16 protein-coding genes are annotated in these 22,020 nt (G+C 47.6%); 4 read left to right on the top strand and 12 right to left on the bottom strand.

Features of this window, described 5'->3' with window-relative positions; translation table 11 throughout:
* Positions 1 to 152: 152 nt before the first annotated feature.
* The 6 genes from H5T88_02630 to H5T88_02605 all read right to left on the bottom strand — a co-directional run bounded on the left by H5T88_02630 (position 153) and on the right by H5T88_02605 (position 9,041).
* Positions 153 to 2,411: an endonuclease MutS2 gene (locus H5T88_02630; protein MBC7329233.1), complete on the bottom strand. Its 2,259-nt coding sequence runs from the start codon at positions 2,409 to 2,411 to the stop codon at positions 153 to 155.
* A 3-nt stretch (positions 2,412 to 2,414) separates the two neighbouring features.
* Positions 2,415 to 3,383: an ROK family protein gene (locus H5T88_02625; protein ID MBC7329232.1), complete on the bottom strand. Its 969-nt coding sequence runs from the start codon at positions 3,381 to 3,383 to the stop codon at positions 2,415 to 2,417.
* Positions 3,384 to 3,397: 14 nt separating this feature from the next.
* Entirely contained in the window at positions 3,398 to 4,387 is a 990-nt protein-coding gene (locus H5T88_02620; protein ID MBC7329231.1) for a Gfo/Idh/MocA family oxidoreductase, read from the bottom strand.
* Positions 4,388 to 4,588: 201 nt separating this feature from the next.
* The gene (locus H5T88_02615; protein MBC7329230.1) at positions 4,589 to 6,424 is read right to left on the bottom strand and encodes a hypothetical protein; all 1,836 of its coding nucleotides are present in this window, start codon (positions 6,422 to 6,424) and stop codon (positions 4,589 to 4,591) included.
* 366 nt (positions 6,425 to 6,790) lie between these two features.
* Complete coding sequence (locus H5T88_02610) at positions 6,791 to 8,125, bottom strand: 4Fe-4S binding protein (protein MBC7329229.1); 1,335 nt, start codon at positions 8,123 to 8,125, stop codon at positions 6,791 to 6,793.
* A gap of 10 nt (positions 8,126 to 8,135) precedes the next feature.
* On the bottom strand, positions 8,136 to 9,041 hold the full coding sequence (locus H5T88_02605) for a DUF362 domain-containing protein (GenBank protein MBC7329228.1): 906 nt from the start codon (positions 9,039 to 9,041) through the stop codon (positions 8,136 to 8,138).
* A gap of 165 nt (positions 9,042 to 9,206) precedes the next feature.
* Between H5T88_02605 and H5T88_02600 the strand changes: the two genes are divergently transcribed.
* The 3 genes from H5T88_02600 to H5T88_02590 are packed head-to-tail and all read left to right on the top strand — an operon-like array spanning position 9,207 to position 12,861.
* On the top strand, positions 9,207 to 10,553 hold the full coding sequence (locus H5T88_02600; protein ID MBC7329227.1) for an alpha-glucosidase/alpha-galactosidase: 1,347 nt from the start codon (positions 9,207 to 9,209) through the stop codon (positions 10,551 to 10,553).
* The gene (locus tag H5T88_02595) at positions 10,550 to 12,025 is read left to right on the top strand and encodes a hypothetical protein (protein MBC7329226.1); all 1,476 of its coding nucleotides are present in this window, start codon (positions 10,550 to 10,552) and stop codon (positions 12,023 to 12,025) included. Before H5T88_02600 ends, H5T88_02595 begins: the two co-directional genes overlap by 4 nt.
* A gap of 14 nt (positions 12,026 to 12,039) precedes the next feature.
* A complete protein-coding gene (locus H5T88_02590; GenBank protein MBC7329225.1) occupies positions 12,040 to 12,861 on the top strand; it encodes a fructose-bisphosphate aldolase in 822 nt (273 codons plus the stop codon).
* 475 nt (positions 12,862 to 13,336) lie between these two features.
* On the opposite strand, the gene H5T88_02585 is transcribed toward H5T88_02590, so the two are convergent.
* From H5T88_02585 to H5T88_02560, 6 genes are read right to left on the bottom strand one after another with little or no spacing between them, the layout of a single operon-like run.
* The gene (locus H5T88_02585; GenBank protein ID MBC7329224.1) at positions 13,337 to 14,569 is read right to left on the bottom strand and encodes a thymidine phosphorylase; all 1,233 of its coding nucleotides are present in this window, start codon (positions 14,567 to 14,569) and stop codon (positions 13,337 to 13,339) included.
* The gene (locus tag H5T88_02580; GenBank protein ID MBC7329223.1) at positions 14,556 to 15,581 is read right to left on the bottom strand and encodes a 4Fe-4S dicluster domain-containing protein; all 1,026 of its coding nucleotides are present in this window, start codon (positions 15,579 to 15,581) and stop codon (positions 14,556 to 14,558) included. The genes H5T88_02585 and H5T88_02580 overlap by 14 nt, the downstream gene beginning before the upstream one ends.
* Before the next feature lie 2 nt (positions 15,582 to 15,583).
* Complete coding sequence (locus H5T88_02575) at positions 15,584 to 16,513, bottom strand: 4Fe-4S dicluster domain-containing protein (GenBank protein MBC7329222.1); 930 nt, start codon at positions 16,511 to 16,513, stop codon at positions 15,584 to 15,586.
* Positions 16,507 to 17,862 (bottom strand): DNA repair protein RadA, encoded by a 1,356-nt coding sequence (gene radA, locus H5T88_02570; GenBank protein ID MBC7329221.1) that lies wholly within the window; start codon positions 17,860 to 17,862, stop codon positions 16,507 to 16,509. The genes H5T88_02575 and radA overlap by 7 nt, the downstream gene beginning before the upstream one ends.
* Before the next feature lie 6 nt (positions 17,863 to 17,868).
* Positions 17,869 to 20,346 (bottom strand): ATP-dependent Clp protease ATP-binding subunit, encoded by a 2,478-nt coding sequence (locus tag H5T88_02565; protein ID MBC7329220.1) that lies wholly within the window; start codon positions 20,344 to 20,346, stop codon positions 17,869 to 17,871.
* Between the two features lie 6 nt (positions 20,347 to 20,352).
* Entirely contained in the window at positions 20,353 to 21,771 is a 1,419-nt protein-coding gene (locus tag H5T88_02560; GenBank protein ID MBC7329219.1) for an MFS transporter, read from the bottom strand.
* Between the two features lie 73 nt (positions 21,772 to 21,844).
* Here H5T88_02560 and H5T88_02555 point away from each other — a divergent pair, with 73 nt between their 5' ends.
* Entirely contained in the window at positions 21,845 to 22,003 is a 159-nt protein-coding gene (locus tag H5T88_02555) for a hypothetical protein (GenBank protein ID MBC7329218.1), read from the top strand.
* Positions 22,004 to 22,020: the final 17 nt, after the last annotated feature.

Here is a 22,020-nt window from a genome sequence, read left to right as displayed (position 1 = left end):
GAGGTATAGGCTCCTAACAAGATGTGTCATTGCCGAGGGCTCCTTTAGGAGCCCTCGGCAATCTCTAAAAGGTTGCTTCGCTAACGTTCCCAATGACAGGGAGCTCACCCCCGCCCAATGCCAAAGTCGCTCCTTGCAATAAGAAAAGCAAACTACTTCAATTCAACTATTGTCGCGCCGTAGCTGCCCTCGCTTACATCCGCCAACCTTATGTTCTCCACCAATTGATGTCCCTTCAGATAATCCCAAACCGCCTTCCTCAATATCCCTTTCCCCTTACCGTGAATAATCCTTAACCTCTTCACCCCCTCAAAATAAGCCTTATCAAGCTCCTTATCCAACTCATATAGCGCTTCCTCAACGGTCATTCCACGCAAATTTACCTCCCTAACCAGAGGGGAGAGGGGAACATAACGGGAAACTAAAGGCGCTTCCTCTTTTCTCTCCTCCAGTTTGCTTAATTGAGAGGGAGGAACCCTCATCCTCTTCCCCTCAACTTCCACAATCACCCTCTCCCCTTTTATATCCACAACCGTCCCCTCCTTTTTAATCGTCTCAAGAAGGACCTTATCCCCTATCTTAAAAGCAGGAGCTTCCCCTCCTTTAACGCTCTCCCATATCTTCCTCCATTCCTCCCTCTTTTCCCTTTTCTTCCCCTTCTCTCTCAATATCGCTTCAACTTTCCCCTCCACCTCCCTCAGAAATTCCTCCGCTTTCTCCCTTGCGGAACGCAAAATCTCTTCCCTTTCCTCCTCCAATTCCTTGATTTTCCTCTCATATTCCCCTCTCAATTGCTTTTCCCTTTCCCTCTCCTCCCGCAAGGATTGCCTTTCCTTTTCTATCTCAGCGAGAATTTCCCCATACGGTTGGGAGTAATCCATTAACTCCCTCGCCCTTGAGATTATCTCCTCCCACAAGCCAAGCCTTTGGGCAACCTCAACAGCGTGGCTCCTCCCTACAGCATCCATTACGAGATTGAAGGTGGGCTTTAGGGAAACGGGGTCGAATTCAAAGGATGCACCCCTTATATGGGGATTGATGAATGGGAGGAGCTTGAGCTCTGAGAAATGAGTGGCAACGAGAAGGCGGATGTTTTCTTTATTTGCGAGGTATTCAACGATAGCCCTTGCAAGGGCTGAGCCCTCAGCGGGGTCTGTGCCGGCGCCCAACTCATCCAACAGAATGAGGCTCAATCCTTGGATGTTATCTAAAATCCTCTTTATCTGTCTTATGTGGGAAGAGAAGGTGGAAAGGCTCTGCTCTATACTCTGCTCCTCACCGATGTCGGCGAGGATTCTCTCAAATATAGGCAATGTTGATTCCTCACTCGCCGGAATATATAGACCACATTGGGTCATATAAGCGAGCAACCCTACCATCTTAAGGGTGGTGGTTTTACCGCCTGTGTTAGGACCTGTTATTATGAGGACTCTCTTTTGGGGAGTTAGCTCAAGGGAAACGGGAACAGCGGAATCTTTTGGAAGAAGGGGATGGCGAGCTTCCCTCAGGCGAATATTGCCTTCTACATTTAAGCTCGGCTGAAAAGCGTTGAGGGAAAGGGCTAATTTCCCCTTAGCCAGGGAAAAATCAATGACGCCGACGACATCCCTCGCCCTCCTTATCGCGTTTGCCTTTCCCTTTACTACCCCACTCAGCTTCCTCAAAATTCTAACCCTTTCCTCTTCCTCCTCTTTCTCCAGCTCCTTTAACCTGTTTCCTTCCTTTACGATTGCCAATGGCTCAATGAAGAGTGTGGAGCCGCTGGAGGAGGTGGAATGGACAATGCCTTCAATTTTATCCGCGAATTCCCTTCTAACCGCAAGGCAAAAGCGACCTTCCCTTAAAGTTACTATCCTATCTTGAAGATACCTCTGAATGGCGGGAGAATTAATCATTGATTCCAATTTATCTTGTATAATTTTTATCGTATTTCTTATGCTTTCTTTAACAATTCTCATCCTTTCGCTTGCGTTGTCCCTTAGCTTTCCCTCATCTGAGATAGCCGAAGTGATTGTGGCGATAAGTTGGGTGAAATCCGGGATTCTCCTGGAAAAGCTCGAGAGGTGGGGAGAGGAATCGCTTCTTTCAAGGAGAAACGACTTGATGCGTTGGGCAAGGGAAACGAATTCCCTTATCTCAATAAGCTCGCTTTCCTGCAAAAAGCCGCCCTTTTCCACCCTTTGGATGAGAGGCTCAACATCCGTTATTTCCTTTAGAGGTGGAGAAAAGCGGAGAAGCTCAATTGCCTCTCCCGTTTCCCTGAGGTTCGTTCTTATGGTTTCAATATCAGTTGAAGGGGAAAGCCTCTCCACCCTCTCCTTTCCCATAGGGGTGAGGCAATGAGAGAGGAGGAGGTTTTTAATCTTTTCCCATTCAAGAGAGCGGAGGGTTATTTCATCCGCTATTTGCATTTACTAAATTGTATCCAGCTCACCTCGCAAGCCCTGCAGAGCGACTTCTCCCGCTCCGTATAGACCAGGATATTCACCCAATTTTGCTGGAACTATTTCAACTATGCTTGCGAGCTGGGGAATTGCCTTCTGAAGAGCGGTTTCCCTTGCTGGCTTGAGTATCAACTCACCGGCGTTTATCACGCCTCCGCCCAGAACAACTACCTTTGGATTGAATAGATTGATGATATTGGCAATCCCCAGACCGAGCCAAAATCCCGCCTCTTGAAAGACCCTTAAGGATAGAGCATCTCCTTGAGAGGCGGCTTGTGCGACGAGCCTTGCGGTAACTCTTTCAATATCTCCCCTCACCAGCTGGAGAAGGAGGGATTGGGGGTTATGAAGCAGGAGTTCTTTCGCTCTCCTTGCGATTGCTGTTCCCGAGGCGAGCGCCTCTAAACATCCCCTTCTTCCGCAGCCGCAGGGTGGTCCGAAGGGGTCAAGCTTCTGGTGTCCGAACTCGGCGGCATTATCTCCCGCTCCGTGAAATATATGCCCCTTTATAACACATCCTCCACCTATTCCCGTTGAGACGGTGAAATAACAAACTACGCTTGCCCCTTGCCCAGCGCCATAAATCGCCTCGCCGAGTGCGGCTGCGTTAGCGTCGTTATCAATGAAGGAGGGAGCGAAGAATTCCTCCTCAAAGATTGCTCCAATGGGAATGTTGTCCCAGCCGGGCATGTTGGGAGGAGAATTGATTGTCTTCGCCTTCCTATCAATTGGACCGGGAACAGCCATACCAATTCCATCTATCCTATCCCAACCCACTTCTTTCAAAACCCTGTGGCTGGCTTCTATAAGCCTCTTTATTATGTCCTCGGGACCCTTTTCCACTTCTGTTTGGAGAACCTCTTGGGCGAGGAGATTCCCGTCAAAGGCTCCCGCCCTCATCCTCGTTCCGCCTAAATCTATCGCTAATATGCGTGGCATCTTTTTCCTCCCAATCAATATAAATCCTGGGGGAAGGGAATCACTTGACCGTTGGCATTGCTCGCCATCTCTATCACCGCTATCACCCTTCTCGCTTCCTCTGGCTTAACGGCGAGCTCTTCCCCTTCGAGGAGATGAGCGGAGATGTTTCTATAATATGCCTCCCATTGGCTTTCTTTATAGGGAAGCGTTCCCTCCATAATTACGCCATCTACTTGCTTCCTTAGGCGAAATCCGTTTGCTCCCCATTCATCCTCCAGGCTTCCCTGCGTTCCGAGGATGAACCATCTTTTCTTGTGCGCCATTGCAATTGAGGACACTTGCACATAGGCAACAGCGCCGTTCTCAAATTGGATTATCCCTTCCACATTATCCTCGTTGCTAACATCAGTCCAGAGAAGTTTGTGGCTAAATCCACCCACGCTCTTAACCTTTGAGGGAATCAACCCCAAAATCCAATCAACGAGATGAGCTCCCCAGTCATAAAGGGCACCTCCTGAGGTTTCCTTATAGGAGCGCCACCAGGGACCGGGATGGTGATAATGTCCCATAAAAATCTCCAAATGGAAGATTTCACCGATTAAGCCGCTCTCAACCGCGGACTTAAGGGCGAGATAATCGCCATCCCATCTGCGATTGTGGAAGACGGAAAGCATAACCCCCTTTTCTTTTGCCAAGTTTATCATATCCGTTGCTTCTTTAGTGGTTATGCAGAAAGGCTTATCTATGACGACATTCTTCCCAGCGGAGAGGAATTGCATAGCGAGAGGATAATGGGTATTGTGGGGTGTTACGACAACGGCGAGGTCAAATTGGCAATTTTTGAGGAGGTCATCGGTGGAATTATATGTTTGGATTGAGGGGAAATCCTTTTTCGCTTGCTCGGTGCGAGCTTTATCTATGTCGCAGACAGCTACGAGTTCTAAGCCATCGGTTGAATTGATGAACTCGCTATGGAGCTTTCCCATACCATAGCCTATAACGGCGCATTTGACTTTTTCCATAAGCGGACTCTCCTTTCTTTTTTCTCTGTAATTATAAGATAGCTTCTTTCTTCGTCAATAACGAGGGTATGTTATTCTCTTGAGCTTCAAGGGAAGGGTGGATTTAGTCAGCTGATAGCCCGCTAAAGGCAGGCGTGGCAATCCTCCCTCTCTCATTGCGAGGATTTCTGAAAGGAAAGCCGCCCCTTAAATGAAGTGAACTCAGCGATGGATTAACCTTGTTTTACCCCTTGCTTCTTTTCCTAAAGGATATGTCGTCAATTCATCGTAGAGGAACTGATACCATTCTTTCCCGCCGGTGGATTGCGCAAAGTCTAATTGCAACCACTTACTTAGTGCATCTTGGTCATTAACCACATCGCCATAGTGAGGAAACCAAATAGAATAACCTTTTGCGCAACTAAAGCCAAAGAATTTGCAGTAGAGAAGGGAAGCATCTATATCATGCATAAGATTTTGAGCGGCGGTTTTGAGGGCATCATAGGATGTATTGTTTGCGACCAAGTGGGCGAATTCGTAAAGGTCTATATAATAGGGAGGGAGATTTTCATACGGGGAGAAATTGGTTGTGTTGTCCCTTAAATTCATAATTGCTTGAGCGCTGGATGGTACGCAATCCCTCAAATAGTGGGCAAAGTAATAAATATCTTCGGCGATTTTATCTATCATTGATAGGTCTTTAGCGGATATCGTTGCACCCTCTTTCAATAGTCCTGATTGGTAGGCTTCATAAGCTTGGTTATAAAATGTATCGGCTACCGTTATAGCTAAATCTCGCGGCGACATCCCCGGATTGGAGACAAGTTTTTTAAGGGATTCTCCCCAAAGCGGTGCATCGGGCATTGATGCCTCCGAGGAAACGAGGTAATCAACAAGGTCCTTTAACTGATAATCAACCTCTATGGTCCCCATTACGCAGGCATTTAGCACAACCACATCTATCTTCCTGCCTAAAATATTCACGGCGGTTTGGAACGCTTGCTTGAGCTCGGGAAGGTCTAATGAGTCGTTAAAATACTCATCAAAACAGATATCGCGCTTAGCGGTTTTCTTCCTCCATCCACTGCCGTGGTCCCAGATGAGGAGAAGATATTTCTTGGCAGGAAAGTTTTGTATCACTGCTTTTAAACTACTACCCAGGTTATTCGGGTCGCCAAAATTAATTGGTTGAGGCAATGCCTCTTCACTATATGTTCCGTTATGGAAATAATAAAAGTAATCTGAAACTCCTCCCGCAAGGACCACTACATTTATCCCTTGAGTTGATGTTAGATTTGATTGCAAGTCCTTAAGATGAATTAGAAGATTTTGAAGAAGGTCATTATGAGCGTCGGCATATATGAAAATCGTCCATTCAGCATTTGCGGTTACTTGAAATGTGGACTCGCCAACGAGACCGACATTATCGGTTGCCCTAACCAGGATTGTGTGTGTTGTATTATGTTTCAATCCGCTCGTATCCCAGAGATTTGGACATTCAAATATCCCTGAAGTTTGTGAATTACCAGGAACTTCTCCTAATTTATTTCCATCAACGAAGAATTCAACTTTTTGAATACCGCTTGGAGCCTTTGTCTTCTTTCCTCTATCTTGAATAGAGACCCTTATGGGAATTAAAGCCGAGACAGGAACGATATTGGCTTGAGGAGATATGAGTGTGATTTGAGGAGCTTGAGAATCGCCGATTGTGACGTTTATCTTTGGACTGCTTCCCCAGTTGCCAGCATTATCCTGTGCTCGCGCATGGATTGAATGTTCTGTGCCGTAAGGGAAGGTATCAGCATTCCAAGAGCAAGTATAGGGGGGAGAGGTATCTTCTCCCACTTTATTATTGTCAACATAAAACTCAACCAGCCGAACACCGATGTTTGAAGTAGCTGTCGCTTCAATAGTGGTTGTTCCCGAAACGGTAGCGTTATTTATAGGCGACAAGATGCTCACTGTAGGTCCCGATGCCCCGCCACCTCCTCCGCCCCCACAGCCCGCCAAAAGAGACACCAACACACCAACAACCAAAACATACAAAAATTTCTTCATGTTAGAACCTCCTTTGTGATTTTCTAAATTTTAGCCCATTCAAAACTCTGTCAATATTTTTTCATAATATTGAGGCTTGCTTTGGTGAGTGAATATTTTAATTTCGGGAAGCGAAACATATTTTCCGTTTATGCTAACACGGGGAAAGGTTTTAAACTATAGCGAAAGATGATTAAAGAATGTAAGCGATAGCGAATCAACGCTTCGTTTAAAAAAGAATTGCGAGCCCGCCTACGGCGGGCTCGCCTCTCATAAGGAAAAAGCACAAAAGAGATTGCTTCGCTATCGCTCGCAATCACGGAAAGGGTTCGCCTCGCAAGCATAGAAAAATTTCTTCGTTAAGGGTTTGGAAATGACTCAAAATTTTTAATCTCTCCTATAAACCCTTATCGCAGCTGGTCCTTCAGCGGGACAATGATTCTCGCACATGCCACAACCAACACATCTTCTCGGCCTGACCTTCGGTATCTTCGCTTTCTTCGGTCCCGGAAGGAGTGCTATAGCTTGATATGAACAGTTCTCCTGACATACTAGACAATCCTTCCCCTCAGCGTAAGCGATACAACGATTGTAATCCACCTTCGCTATTCCAATCTTTATGTTGGCTTTATCCTCAAGCTTATAGGGCTTTATCGCTCCCGTTGGGCAAACTTCGCTACAGAGATTGCAGTAGGAAGCACAACCGCCAATGCGGGGAACTAAGCGTGGAGTTGCTATTCCTTCCCATCCCGCCTCAAGGAGCGCGGGACGCAATCCTCCCGTCGGACAAGCCCTTATACATTCCCCACATCTTATGCATAACCCCAAGAATTCCTCCTCCCTTCTCGCTCCCGGTGGTCTAATCAAAGTTGAGGACTGGAATCTCGTCTTCCTAAATAGAACCCCCATTATCAAGCCCAAACCCAGGGAAGAGAGAAACGCTCTTCTGCCCGGCAAGGAAACCTCTTTCCTTCCTCCCTTGCCGAAAGAGATGGCTTTAACTGGGCAGGGCTTAACACAATCCCAGCAAAGCGTGCATTCGGATGCTTTAGTTGAGCGAGGGTCATCTCCGACAGCGGACATAGGGCAAATTCGTTGGCACTTACCACAATCTATACAATTCTCGTTAACTTTTCTTTTGATGAGGGAGAAATAAGAGAATAAGCCCAGAAGAGCGCCCAAGGGGCAAAGGCTTCTACACCAAAATCGGGAGGCGAATAACTCCAATAAGATGACGGGAACGACAGCCAATCCGCTCCAAACTATTTTGGTTTTATCAAGGGGCATAAAAACGAGCCATCCCCATAAGCGAGTGGAGAGGCTCAGGGGGTCCAGTATAAAGATGAAGCTGACGCCGAAGAGGGAGAGAACTACTCCGACGGCGAGTATCGCATATTTGAGCCATAGGGGAGGATTGAGAGAAGCTATTCTATCCAGCCTCAGCCATCTCGCGATTCTTCTGAAGATATCAAGGACAGTTCCCCAAGGGCAAATCCATCCGCAGAAGAATCTGCCAAGTAGGAGGGTTGCAATGAGGAGAATGAGGGCGGGAAAGAGGAAAATGGGAAGGGAACGGGAGGAGAGATTGGCGAAAAAGGCGAGGGGGTCGAGGCGAAGGAAGAGTGCAGGAATCTTTATCCCCTTGACGAAATTTGTCCGATATAAGATATAAAGGAAGCCAGCTAACGCTCCTAATTGGACGAATCTACGCAGAAAACGCAACTTTTATCCCTTAAACAGTCAGATATTTTATTTTCAGTTTCTTCAAGTCTATCTGTCCTAGACCATATTCATAGGCATATCTGATATGGGGGATGTCTCTCCCGTTCATGTCAAATAGAGAGGCGCCATAGGAATCAACAGCGACTGGGTCCGTTCCAACGACGAGGGTATTCAATTGCTTGAGGTCGCCCGGTCCACCGGGACCGTTCGTGAGCATAAGGGTGATGGCATCAAGGACAATCAGATGGGGCTTAACACGGGTGGAGTAATCGGCTATACAGCGATGGAGGTCAGCTCTATGCCAATAGCCTCTATCCCAATTCGTTCCCATAAGATTCTTCATTCCCAGGGTGAGGATGGAGCCACCGTGGACTTTCGCGACTGGCATATTGATGAAGACATCTGCATCAAGGACACATTGTGCGACCTCGTCGGATTTGAGGACTTTCCCCTTCGGGATATCAACCCTTCTATAGAGTTTGCGGTCGTGGAGAATGAGAAATTCAACATTCTCTTTTTCGGCAACTGCTCCTAGGCCATTGACCTTCAAGGCAACATCAGGTGGAGCCAGGAAGTGCTCAGCGACTATTATCTTCTTCGCTCCCGCCTTCTTGCAAAGCCTTATCATTGCTTGGAGGACCTCAGGATGGGTATTCGCTCCGACCTTTGGAGGTTGTGCGAAGGCGGCGTTGGGTTTCAGGACGACGGTGGAGCCTCTCTTAACAAATCTTTTAATCCCTCCCAGTTCATTTAGGGCTTTTTCCAACATTTTCTCCGCATCTCTTCCCTTTACAACCACAAGATTAGGATAGGATGGCTGGGCGGAAAAGCTTTCCTCCAAAATCACCTTCGCTCCTAAAGCTGCTAGACCAGCCTGACCAAGCTTTTTCAGGAATTCTCTACGAGAAATCTTCATAAAAAGCACCTCCTATTTGATTAAAATGATAAAGAAGAAAGGGGGAAAGGTCAAGAATTTTTTCTCTTTTATTGACCTTATATGTGAATTTAGTAAAATGAGTTCGGATTTCAAATGCATTAGAGAGGATTTGCAGAGTTTTATTGTGGAAGGAGGAAGCAGAAAATGAATGTGAAGATAAGCATCGTCGGAGCAGGAAGCGCTGTTTTCTCCCTCGGGCTAATAAAAGATATATGCTTAACACCGAGCCTTGAAGGAAGCACGATAAGCTTTATGGATATAAACGAGGAGAGATTGAACGCTGTTTACACCCTTTGTAAGAGATATGCCGATGAATTGGGGGTGAAATTGAATCTGGAGAAGACATTGAGCCTCAAGGAGTCGTTAGAAGGAGCGGATTTCGTTATAAATTCCGCCTTAGCGGCGGGGCACGATAGATTGAAGGAAGGTTGGGAGATAGCCTTTAAATACGGCTATAGGTTTGGCGGTAGCTTTCACATCGTTCACGACGAGGCTTTTTGGATTAATTTTTATCAGTTCAAATTATTTGAACAGATTATGGAAAACATTTTGGAGATTTGCCCTTCCGCTTGGTATCTGCAGGTGGCGAATCCCGTTCTCGCTGGCATAACCTATTTATCAAGAAAATATAAAGGCGCAAAGCTTGTAGGGCTCTGCCACGGCTTCGCAGGGATTTATCAGATTATCCGTCTCCTCGGCTTGGAGGAGGAATATGTAAATTTCCAAATCCTCGGTGTCAATCATTTCGTCTTCCTCAGCCACTTCACCTACAAAGGTGAGGATGCCTATCCTCTATTGGATAAGTGGGTTGAGGAGAAAGCGCCCGAATATTGGAAGACCTGTGGGTTCGGCGATATGATGGGTCCCAAGCCGGTAGATGTTTATAAGAGGTTGGGGTTGTATCCCATTGGCGATACCGCAACGCCCGGTGGAGGAACCTGGCCTTGGTGGTATCACCTCAACGACGAAATGGAGAGAAGCTGGAAGGAAGACCCGAAAAATTGGTATGAAGGCTACTTCATAGGAGGAAGGCAAAGGGTTGAGGAGATGATTAGGCTGGCGAAAGACGAATCGGTTAAGATAAGCGATGTCTATCCGCCCAGAAAGACAGGCGAAATCATAATCCCTATCGTTGAATCCATAGCGCTTGATATCCCAAGGGTATTTCAGGTGAATATAGCGAACTATGGACCATTCATTGAGGGGATACCGCAGGACTTCGCAGTGGAGATTCCCGCTTTGGTTTCAAAGAAAGGAATTCAGGGAATAAAGGTTGATGGGCTTCCAAAATCCATAATCGCCCTCATCCTGAGGGAAAGGGTGGCTCCCGTTGAGATGGAGCTATCCGCCTACATTGAGGGCAGCAAGGAGAAGCTCCTTCAGCTAATCCTTATGGACCCATGGACGAAAAGCCTTGAGCAAGCAGAAGCCCTCTTGGAGGAGATTCTCTCCCTTCCCTATCATAAGGAGATGAGGGAACACTATAAATGAGATATTTGTTGGGAATTGATATAGGAACAACCTCCGTTAAGGTTGGCTTAGTCAACGAGAGAGGAGAGCTTGAAGCAATAGCTATCAAGGAATATTCCTTGCTTACTTCGTCGGATAACAGGGTGGAATGCGATGTTGATATATATTGGAAGAACTGTAAAGATGGGATAAGGGAGGTTATGGGGAAATCCGGTGTGGCGCCCTCGTCCATCCTCGCTATCGGCTTATCAAGTCAGGGGGAGACATTTGTTTGCTTGGATGGTGAGGGGAAGGTTTTAAGAAGAGCGATTGTGTGGTTGGATTCAAGGGCTTATGGAGAGGCGGATATCGTCTCTAAGGAGATTCCACTTGAGGTTTGGTATAAGAAAACTGGGATGCCTGAAATGTCCCCCAAGTGGACGATTTGCAAAATCCTTTGGCTTAAAAGAAATGAGCCCTGCATTTTTGAGAGAACCGCAAAGTTTCTCCTGCTTAAAGATTACTTGATATGGAGGCTAACTGGAGAAATCGTCACAGACCCATCGGTCTCTTCATCCACTGGCTATTTGGATATTTTGAATAAAGAATGGTGGGATGAAGCCTTGAATATCCTTGAAATCGGGCGGGATAAATTGCCAGAGGTTTTGCAATCTGATGAGATAGCGGGGCGAATCGGGGAGGCTGTGGGGAATGAATTGGGTTTGCCAGCGGGAATTCCCGTCGTAAACGGCGGTATGGACCAGATGGTAGACGCTTTGGGAGCGGGAAATGTGAGACCGGGCATCATCACAGAGACCACCGGCACCGCCTTGACTATAATAGCAACAACCCATACCCCAATCTTTGATCCCCAAAGGCGAATCCCCTGCTCGCCTCATTGCATCCCCAATACCTATGTCCTTATGCCCTACATCGAAGCGGCGGGAATCCTCCTGAGATGGTTCAGAGATAATTTCCCCTCGCTCAAGGGAATTGAGGGTTATGAGGAGATGTTATCCCTCGCTAAGTCAATCCCACCTGGCTCCGATGGGCTCATAGCGGTTCCCTATTTCAAGGGAAGCCTTTGCCCGAATTACAACCCGGATGCGAGTGGCGCCTTCGTAGGGATAACTTTGAACCATGGTCGCGCTCACTTCATTAGGGCAATTGTTGAAGCTGTCTACTTTATGCTGAGAGAGAATATTGAATTGTTGCGCTCTCTTTCCATCCCTGTAGAGAAAGTCAGGTCCTTGGGAGGAGCTTCCAAGAGCGATATATGGCTCCAGATTAAGGCTGATGTTTTAAATCTGCCCGTTGAGACTCCTATGAATAGCGAGTCAGCGGTCTTTGGGGCGGGGATTTTGGCAGGTATAGGATGCTGTATCTTCTCTTTGGATATTTTGGATGAACTTGTGAAAATCAGGAAGGTCTTCCATCCAGACCCTGAAGCATCACTTTTATACGAGAAGATTTACAAAAATTATCAAATGATTTATAAGAAATTGTACGGATGAAAGGAGGAAATTCTATGATAGGAAAAGAGATTAGAATGGCAAGGTTATTCAAGTCTCAAACAAAAAGATGCGTTCTCCTCACCTTGGACCATGGGATATGCATCAAGCCGATGAAGGGGATAGAGGACCCTAAGAGGGTGGTGAGAATCGCCATTGAGGGAGGAGCGGACGCCGTTTTGGTCACTCCCGGCATTGCCAAGCTTGTTTACAGGGAAATGGCGGGTAATATCTCATTTATGCTGAGGTTGGATGGAACAGCCACCTCAATAGGACCTGATTTAACCAATGACCGCCTGATTTCCTCCGTTGAACAGGCTCTGAGATTCGGCGCCGATGCGGTGGCTACATTCGGCGTTATAGGCGTTCCGAGGGAAGCGGAGCTGACGGAGAAAAACGGCAAGGTGAGCGAGCTCTGCGACCTTTGGGGAATGCCCCTTATGATTGAGATGATACCTGCGGATATCTTAACTCATCAATTTGAGACGAGGGCGGGGAGGGAATGGCCGAAGGACCCGGAGGTAATAAAGTTCTCCGCTCGGGTAGCTGCTGAGGTGGGAGCGGATATAGTTAAGGGTTATTATACAGGGGATAAGGAATCGTTCAAGGAAGTCGTTAAATATTGTCCCGTTCCATATATGGTTTTGAGCGGTCCGGCCTCGGATGACCCAGAGGTGCTTTTGAAGGTAGTGAGGGATGCGATGGATTGTGGCGCTGGCGGTGTATCAATGGGGAGGAACATTTGGGAGGCGAAGGAGCCCGTTGCCCTTCTCAGAGCAATAAGCAGGATAGTTCACGATGATGTCTCTGTTGAGACAGCGATGAAGGAATTGAGATAGGAGGTGTTGGAAATGGAGAGGATGAAAGCGGGTTTTGTCAGCTTCGGAAGCGTATCTTATCCAACCTAAGCGAGTTGGATTGAATCGCCGATAGTGATAAGAGTTGCTGACGAATTCAGGGAAAAGCCCATGCTTCTTTGGGGTTAGGTGGCTACACGGAGGGAGGTTCCCTTTTATGAATTAAACATAACATAATCGGTATAACCTCTCCATTCATCGCTTAATTCAGGAAATGCTTCGCCTCCTGCCTCATCTTCTATTGAAAATAGCAATTAAATGGGAACGGGTGTTTCGTAGCCCCTTTTCTGGAATGTTTTTTAAATTATGTTTTTTTTCCTGTGATGGGAAGAAATTGCCACGCCCGCCTACGGTGGTCTCGCGATTACATCTTCCACTGTCATTGCTAGGGTTAGCGAAGAAATCTCGTCTTTAGAGCAATCAAAAAGTCCGATATTATTGGCTTAAACATCTCTCCTTATTCAATGAGGAATACGCCTTTCATCTCCTCCCAAGCCTTGCTTAGGTTGGGTTCCTCCCCGAATAAAAGCGCCAATTCTTCTCCTTCCTTTACATCATCCCCTAATTTTTTCCTCAAAATTATCCCTCCTCCCGGATGAACATCAAGGATATGCGATATCTCGCCCAATCTTTTGCAATCTATCCCTTCAACTATTCCCCTTTTATCTGCAAAGAAGGGTTTGCTATCCGCCGATGGCAAAAGGGTGAAATCGTCAATTATCCTCGGATTCGCCCCCTGCGCTTCCATCCATTTGGCAAACTTCTCCAATGCCCTTCCGTTTTCCAACAGCTCCTGAGCTTTTCTCTTCCCTTCCTCTCGGCAATTGGATATCCCCGCCCTCCAGAAAGCCAACCCAGCGAGTGAAAGGCAAACATCCCTAACATCCTCCGGTCCATTCCCTTTTAAAACCTCAATCGCTTCCTTTACCTCCAAAGCCCTACCCACCGCATAGCCAAGCGGCTGGTCCATTGGCGTTATCTCAGCGGATACCTTCTTCCCCGCCATCTCCCCCACCGCGACCAACTCCTCAGCCAATTTCCTCGCCTCCTCCCCACTCATAAATGCTCCTCTGCCTGATTTCACATCAACGATAATCACATCCGCGCCGCCCGCTATCTTCTTTGACATAATGCTTGAGACGATGAGGGGAAGGCTTTCCACACAGGCAATCCTGTTTCTCAAGGAGTAAATGTATTTATCAGCGGGAGCAAGTTCCTCCGTCTGCGCCGATACAGCCAATCCAATCCTCTTCAATTGAGAGAGGAATTCCGCTCTACTTAACGAAGCCCTGAAGCCCGGTATAGCCTCCAATTTATCAATTGTCCCGCCGGTATGACCCAAAGCCCTTCCGGAAAGCTTTGGGACGATGAGACCAGCTGAAGCCACCAAAGGAGCAAAAATCAGCGTAACCTTATCACCAACTCCGCCTGTTGAATGCTTATCAACTTTAATTCCCTCAATTTGTGAGAGGTCAAGGATTTCACCCGAGTAAGCCATCGCCATAGTGAGATGATAGGTCTCCTCCCTATCCATCCCCCTGAGGAAAACAGCCATCAAAAACGCAGACATTTCGCCTTCCCCAACCTCCCCTTTTAAGAAAGCTTCAACAAACCACCCTATTTCATCACCGCTTAAATTTAACCCATCCCTTTTCCTTCTGATTATCTCCCTTGCCCTAAGGTTGACCAGTAGGAGTCACCCCTTGGGTAGTTGGAAGCTTCAAAACTTCCCTTATATCTATGTTCACAGGACAAAGCCTGACGCACCTACCGCAACCCGTGCAGAATGTCTCCGAATATCTCTCGGGACAGTAAGCGAGCTTATGCATAAATCTTTGCCTTACCCTCTCCTTTTTAGTAGGACGAGGATTATGCCCTGAGGTTTGGAGGGTGAAGAGGGAGAATTGACAGGTATCCCAACATCGGAAGCGAGCGCCCACTTGAAGAGAGAGATTCTCATCCTCAATGTCAAAGCAGTGGCAGGTTGGGCATAGGAATGTGCAGATGCCGCACCCCAAACATCTCCTCGCAAATTCCTCCCAGATGGAATGCTCCCAAGCCCTTTTCAAAAAATCATATACCCCTTGCTTATCATATAGCTCATCAAATGACTCCTCAAATCTCCTGATGAATCCATTCCTCTTCTCTATTCTATCCTCGCAGTTCTCAAATTCCATTCCCGCTCTCCCCAAGAGTCCCTCTCCCTTCTCCGAGCCTATCTCAAGGAGGAATCCATCCTCTAAGGGAGTGAGAATCACATCCGCGCCTTCCTCCGTTATTCCCATTTCCTTGCAGAAGCAACCCCACATCGGTTCACGACAACGGAGGAGAACTATCGTAGCGAGCTCTCTTTTCCTGATATAGTAGGGGTCTTTATAGACGCTATTGAAGACTTTATCAAGGAGTTTTAAGCTGGCTATATCGCACATCCTCGCTCCCCAGATGAGGAAGGGCTCATCCTGATTTTTAGGTTCCACAATCTTGCCATCTCGGAAATAGAAGAGGTGCTCAGAAGCAGGGAAGAACCATTCCTTTAGGGGACGCACCGGTAATCCTTCCCTTACCCACTCATCAGGATTTTCAATCTGGGCGTATACTACCACATCGCCCCACTTTCGGGGAGCGATAACCGTCATTTTTTCCTTTAAGTTTTGCAAAAATCTTTTAATATCGTCCTCTCTGGCGAAATAGATTTTGTTCATCTTTACTCTCCTTCCAGGTCGGGGTCTTCAGGTGAATAGGTTGCTAAGAGGGGAGGTTGAGATGGGTCCATCCCAGAGACATATTGATACAACTCGTAAACCGATTTCTCCAACTTCCTATGGAGGTCAAACATCGGGATATCTAGGGGGCAGGCTCGCAGGCATTCCCCGCAGGAAACGCAACGCCCTGCGAGATGCATAGCCCTGTTGAGATGGAAGAGACGATTATCCTCGGTGGTTATTTGATGGGAGACAAAGCGAGGAAGGAGGCTTTCCGCGAAGCATTCCTTACAATAGCAGGAAGGACAGGATAGCCTGCAGGCGAAACAGCGAATGCAAAGGGCGAATCTTTCATCAAGATAATTCTTGCGTTCCTCCAAAGAGAGCTTTTCCATCTCCTCAACATCGGGAAAAGCGAGTTGTCCTTCCCTTTTCTCACCGAGGAGCTCGTCATAGAGGAGGGGAGTGGGATAAGGGCAAACCGCGCAGGACTTGTAAAGGAAAGCCTTTCGGGGCAACCTTATACCCTGAGGTTCAATTATCAATTCCTCCCCTTCTTCTCTTATTTCCCTCACGAGCCTGAGATTCGCCTTTGATGCGAGCTTATTGAAATCTATCATCCCTGGGCAAGCCACACCTATGATATATAGATTTTCCCTATCTATCTGCCTCTCTTGAAGCAGGATAGAGAGGCTTCTTCCCGTGCAACCGAGGGCTACTATGCCGATTTTTTTATCCCTCTCCTGAGGAATATACTTCGCGAGATTATGATAGCAGAAGGAATTAAAGACCATTTTATCCACATCCTCCGCTTTCTCTATGAAGATAGGAATAGAGCGGAAGGGGAAAGAACCTTGCCCATAGGCGATGACGACATCAACTTTCTCTTCGCTCAAAAGGGACTTTACAAGTTCCTTTAACTTATCTACCATTCTTCGCCTCCTTGCAGGATGCCTACTGCTTCTTTAAGATTGCTCACCCCGAGGATTTTCAAATCCTGGGGTGGGCTTATTTTCTTGAGATTATGTCTGGGAATGAGGGCTTTGGTGAAGCCCAATCTTTCCGCCTCCTCCAATCTGCTTTGCGCCCAGGGGACGCTCCTTATCTCCCCGCCAAGCCCTACTTCTCCGAAAACGATAAGGTCTGGCGGTAGAGGCTGACTCTTCGCGCTGCTGAATATAGCCATAGCCATTGCCAAATCAGCTGCCGGCTCATCAATCCTTATCCCTCCTACCACATTAACTAGCACATCTTGTTGGTAGAGCTTCAAGCCGAGCTTCTTCTCTAAAACCGCTACCATTATGACGAATCTATTATAGTCCACTCCCTGCGCCATCCTTCTCGGCTGGGGGAAAGGCGAATAGGTTACAAGGGCTTGAACTTCGTGAAGGAGGGGACGGCTTCCCTCCATAATCGCCGTAACTACTGAGCCAACAGCGTGCTTATCCCTCTCCGCTAAGAGCTCAAGGGAGGGATTTTTAACCTCCACCATTCCCTCTTCCCTCATCTCAAACATAGCCACCTCGTTCGTTGAACCGAAACGATTCTTAGTTGCCCTCAATATCCTCCAAGGGTGAACTCCATCCCCTTCGAGGTAGAGGACGCAATCCACCATATGTTCCAATGTCTTGGGACCGGCGAGGGTGCCTTCCTTCGTGATATGACCAACCAAGAAGAGGGGAATGCCAAGGGTCTTAACGAGATTTATCAAGCGGAAGGCGCATTCTCTAACCTGGCTAACGGTTCCCGGAGGAGATTCTATTTCGGGATGATAAATTGTCTGGATTGAATCTATGATAACCGCTTCTGGTTTAAGGGAGAGGATGCTCTCCACTATGGATTCAACATCCGTCTCCGCAAGCAAGAGGAGCTTTTCCTCGTTGATATTCAAGCGAGATGCCCTCAGCTTTATCTGGGATGGGCTTTCCTCCCCTGATACATAGAGGACGTTTCCCCTTTCGCAGAGCTTGGAGGCGACTTGTAAAAGGAGGGTGGATTTGCCTATGCCCGGCTCGCCTCCAAGTAGAATCACTGCCCCTCTTACAATCCCACCACCCAATACCCTATCCATTTCCTCTCCACCCGTTGAGAACCTCTCATCTTTGGCTATTTCCACCTGCTTAAGGGGGGCTAAGCGGGGACATTCTCTCTTTTCTCTTTCTTCCCTTATTTCCAGCTTTTCAAGGGTGCCGAACTCGCCGCATTCGGGGCATCTACCCATCCATTGTTCGCTCTCGTAGCCACAGCGAGAGCAACGGTAGCGGACCTTCTCCCGAGGCATTTAAATCTATCCTTCTTTCCCGCTCACCGCTCCGACGGGTTCCCCTTTGCGGAGAAACAGGACCTTCCCTTCCTCATCAACATCCACGAGGATTGTATCTCCTTCCTTGAATTCTCCCCTCAAGATGTGCTCGGAAAGGGGGTCTTCTATGTATCTCTGAATCGTCCTGCGAAGGGGTCTTGCTCCGAAAGCAGGGTCGAAACCTTCTTTAGCGAGCTTCTCCCTCACCCCATCGGTTATCTCCAACTTAAGGGAATGCTCTGCTAATTGCTCGTTTATCCTCTTGATAAATAGGTCCACTATCCTTTTTATCTCCTCAAAGGAAAGGTCCTTGAAGAACACTATCTCATCAACGCGATTGAGGAATTCGGGACGGAAGGTGCTCTTGACACGCTCAAGCAACGCTTCCCTTGTTTCCTCATAGTAGTAATCTCTCAAATCGGAGGTGAAACCTATTCTCCTCCTTGATGATGCATCTTTCGTTCCTATATTTGAAGTCATTATTATTATGGTGTTTTTGAAATCAACCACTCTCCCTTGTGAATCGGTGAGCCTTCCGTCCTCCATAACCTGCATAAGGATGTTGAATACATCGGGATGAGCTTTTTCTATCTCGTCTAAGAGGACAACTGTATAAGGGCGTCTCCTCACTGCCTCAGTTAATTGTCCTCCTTCTTCATAGCCCACATAACCAGGAGGCGCACCAATCAAGCGTGAGACATTGAATCTTTCCATATACTCGGACATATCAAGGCGAACCATAGCATCCTCGTTGTCAAACAGGAACTCGGCGAGCGCCTTTGCGGTCTCGGTCTTCCCTACCCCAGTCGGTCCCACGAAAATGAAGGAGGCGATTGGTCTGCGAGGGTCTTTAATCCCTGAGCGGGCTCGCCTTATCGCCCTGCTCACGGTTCTTATCGCTTCCTCCTGCCCAATAATCCTCTGGCTCAGTATCTCCTCCATCCTCTGGAGACGCTCCCTCTCAGTTTCAACGAGGCGGGAGACCGGTATGCCCGTCCATATTGACACAACCTTCGCTATATCCTCATCCGTTACAACGAGTTCTATCTTGCTCCTTTCTTCCTCCCATTCCCTTTCCAACTCCCTCAGCTTCAGCTTGAGTTCCTCTTCCCTTTCCTTTAACCTTTGCAATCTATCATAATCAAGGGTCGTAGCGACGCTTTCCTTCTCTTCCTCAATACGCTCCAGCTCCTCCTTTAAAGCTCTTATCTTCTCTGGCGGGAGAGAAGCCCTGAGCTTCACTCGGGAAGCGGCTTCATCCATAAGGTCTATGGCTTTATCGGGGAGATATCTATCAGTGATGTAGCGTTTGGAGAGTCGGACAGCCGCCTCAATCGCTTCATCCGTTATCTGAACCATATGATGTTCCTCATAGCGACGTCTCAACCCCTTAAGAATCTCAATCGTCATCTCTACGCTTGGCTCTTCCACTTTCACGGGCTGGAAGCGTCTCTCCAAAGCGGGGTCTTTCTCCACATATTTGCGATAATCGTCAAGAGTAGCCGTCCCTATGCACTGTATCTCTCCCTTGGAAAGAGCGGGCTTTAAAATACTGGAGGCATCTATCGCCCCTTCAGCTGCACCAGCTCCCACAAGGGTATGTAGTTCGTCAATGAATAATATCACCTCTTTTTGGCTTCTCCGAACCTCGTCCAAAACTCTCTTCATCCTCTCCTCAAATTCTCCCCTATACTTCGTCCCCGCCACCAAACTTCCTAAATCCAAGCTCACTATCCTTTTGTCTTTCAGTATATCGGGAACATCCCCGCGGGCAATCTCCTGTGCCAACCCCTCAACTATAGCCGTCTTCCCCACGCCAGGCTCACCCACCAAAACGGGGTTGTTCTTCGTGCGCCTCGTTAGTATCTGAATTACCCTCTCTATTTCCTTTTCCCTCCCGATAACAGGGTCAAGCTTACGTTCCCTCGCAAGCTGGGTTAAATCCCTGCCGAATTCATCCAATGTAGGAGTGCGTGTCCGGGGTCGTCTTAAAGTGGAGGTCCCTAAGTTAAGCCCTTCCTCCCGAAGGTGCTCAACTACTTCCCTCCTAGCTTTCTCCAAATCTATACCCATTCTTCTTAAAATTATCGCCCCCATCCCTTCTCCTTCCCTTATTAATCCTAAAAGGATATGCTCTGTTCCTACATAGGAAGCTCCCATCTGGCGCGCCTCATCGTAAGCCAACTCCATAACCTTGCTTACCTTGTGAGAAGGCATCACTTCCTCCGGAGGAAGGGGGCGTATCGCGAAGGGATTAGCTTTCAATTCGCGTTCAATCTCCGCACGCAGACGAGCCAAATTCACACCCATCCTCTCTAATACTCTCGCCGCCACACAATCCGCATCCCTCGTTATCGCCAGGAGCAGGTGCTCCGTCCCCACATAAGAATCCCCTAACCTCTGCGCCTCGTCTTGGGCGTAGCGGATGATTTTTCTAACTCTTTCCGTGAACCTTTGCCACATCAATGTTCACCTTCCTTTGCTATTAATCATTTTAACCAAGTTTCCTTGTTTGTCAATATCCAAGAAATTGGCTATGGCAAGGATTACCGTTATCCCGGAGATTAAACCCGCAGATAAAAATGCGTCCCTAAGGGATAGGAAAAAGGGATTTTGCAGGTTAAGCGAAGAGTAAAGCTTTAAGCGCCAAGATAAAACCGCGCTCGCTGTCCCCAAGCCGAAAACCATTCCCATATTGCGGACAGTTGCCAGTATCCCTCCTCCTATCCCCAATCTCTTCCTCCCCACTGCTCCCATAACAGCGCTGTTGTTGGGAGATTGGAATAAACCCGTACCTAATCCATAAAGACTCAGGCGCCAGATAATGGAGGTTTTTTCATCGTTTGGGGTGAGGAAGGAAAAAAGAAAAGCAGCCAGTGTGCAAAGTGAAAGACCGAGGAGGGCGGGCACTCTGTGCCCGATTTTATCCGAAAGCCAGCCAGCGAGAGGAGCCACAAAGAGAGTCGTGAGGGGGAAAGCGGTCATTAGCGCTCCCGCGTCCTTTGCAGAATAATTGAGAATTCTCTGAAGGTAGAAAGGGAGCGAGAGAATGAGGATGTATTGAGTGAGGTAGTTGAGGAATGCGGAGGAGATTGCGAGGGAGAAAACCCTGTTTCTGAAAAGGGACAAATCTATAAGAGGCGCGGGGAAAATTCCCTCCCATTTGATGAGGACATAGATGAGCAGGAAACCGAGAAATAAGAGGATGAGAAAGGGGGAATTAAAACCAAATTTGGGCGCTTCAGTTATGAAGAGGAGGAGGGAGAGGAGGAAAGTGAAGGAAAGGGAAGCACCTAAATAATCAAATATAGCTTTTTCCTTCTTACCCTCTTCTGGAAGAAGTTTAAGATTTAGTGAAAATGCAAGGATGCCAAAGGGTATATTCGCAAGGAATATGGAACGCCATCCGAAGAGGGAGCCGAGGAATCCGCCAAGGCTTGGTCCAATCGCCAGACCAAGGGCGACTGAGAGCGCATATAAGCCCAGCGCTCGTCCCCTTTCATTAGGGGGAAAGATAGCGGTTATTATCGCAGGGGCAAGGGACATCGTTATCCCTGCCCCAACAGCTTGTAATCCACGGGATATCACGAGAAAGAGAAAGCTCGGGGAAAGGGCACAGATGAGGGAGATGAGGGTGAAAATTAGGAGTCCAGAAAGGTATAGTTTCTTAAAGCCGAACATATCGCCCAATCGTCCAAAAGGAAGAAGCAGAGTGCTGAGCATAAGTAGATAGGAAATAGAGACCCAGGCTATACGATAAGCGGGAACGGAGAAGGTCTCAGCTATTAAGGGGAGGTTAATGTTGACGATGCTGATGTCAATTGGTCCCATTATTACGCCGAGGAGTAGAGCGAAGAGGATGCGCCAGCGGTCGGTACGTTCTATCATAGCTTAATATTAGCGAATGGATTAAGGAGTATACAAGTTTTTTCCCATCATTTGAACAAATTACATTATTAAGATGATTAAGCTTGCATATCTCCTAACTATTGCATTAGCCTCTCCAATGTTGATGTTCGCCGCTCCAGCGACAAATGTCCCCGCTCAAAATGCCGCTCCCAAGAAGGTCGTGAATGTTGTGGCACAAAAGGTCACGGAAAAGGACACCCAGAAGAAGTAAATCGCAGCAGGTCCTTC

The organism is bacterium, from assembly GCA_014360495.1.
Classification (GTDB): domain Bacteria; phylum Armatimonadota; class JACIXR01; order JACIXR01; family JACIXR01; genus JACIXR01.
Note: the sequence above shows the minus strand (reverse complement) of the source record. Positions and strands in the feature narration are given on the sequence as shown.

Coding starts and splice junctions, on each gene's coding strand:
- H5T88_02590 (MBC7329225.1), top strand. CDS start 12,040: ATGATAGGAAAAGAGATTAGAATGGCAAGGTTATTCAAGTCTCAAACA.
- H5T88_02595 (MBC7329226.1), top strand. CDS start 10,550: ATGAGATATTTGTTGGGAATTGATATAGGAACAACCTCCGTTAAGGTT.
- H5T88_02615 (MBC7329230.1), bottom strand. CDS start 6,424: ATGAAGAAATTTTTGTATGTTTTGGTTGTTGGTGTGTTGGTGTCTCTT.
- H5T88_02555 (MBC7329218.1), top strand. CDS start 21,845: ATGATTAAGCTTGCATATCTCCTAACTATTGCATTAGCCTCTCCAATG.
- H5T88_02630 (MBC7329233.1), bottom strand. CDS start 2,411: ATGCAAATAGCGGATGAAATAACCCTCCGCTCTCTTGAATGGGAAAAG.
- H5T88_02600 (MBC7329227.1), top strand. CDS start 9,207: ATGAATGTGAAGATAAGCATCGTCGGAGCAGGAAGCGCTGTTTTCTCC.
- H5T88_02620 (MBC7329231.1), bottom strand. CDS start 4,387: ATGGAAAAAGTCAAATGCGCCGTTATAGGCTATGGTATGGGAAAGCTC.
- H5T88_02580 (MBC7329223.1), bottom strand. CDS start 15,581: ATGAACAAAATCTATTTCGCCAGAGAGGACGATATTAAAAGATTTTTG.
- H5T88_02560 (MBC7329219.1), bottom strand. CDS start 21,771: ATGATAGAACGTACCGACCGCTGGCGCATCCTCTTCGCTCTACTCCTC.
- H5T88_02625 (MBC7329232.1), bottom strand. CDS start 3,383: ATGCCACGCATATTAGCGATAGATTTAGGCGGAACGAGGATGAGGGCG.
- H5T88_02605 (MBC7329228.1), bottom strand. CDS start 9,041: ATGAAGATTTCTCGTAGAGAATTCCTGAAAAAGCTTGGTCAGGCTGGT.
- H5T88_02565 (MBC7329220.1), bottom strand. CDS start 20,346: ATGTGGCAAAGGTTCACGGAAAGAGTTAGAAAAATCATCCGCTACGCC.
- H5T88_02575 (MBC7329222.1), bottom strand. CDS start 16,513: ATGGTAGATAAGTTAAAGGAACTTGTAAAGTCCCTTTTGAGCGAAGAG.
- radA (MBC7329221.1), bottom strand. CDS start 17,862: ATGCCTCGGGAGAAGGTCCGCTACCGTTGCTCTCGCTGTGGCTACGAG.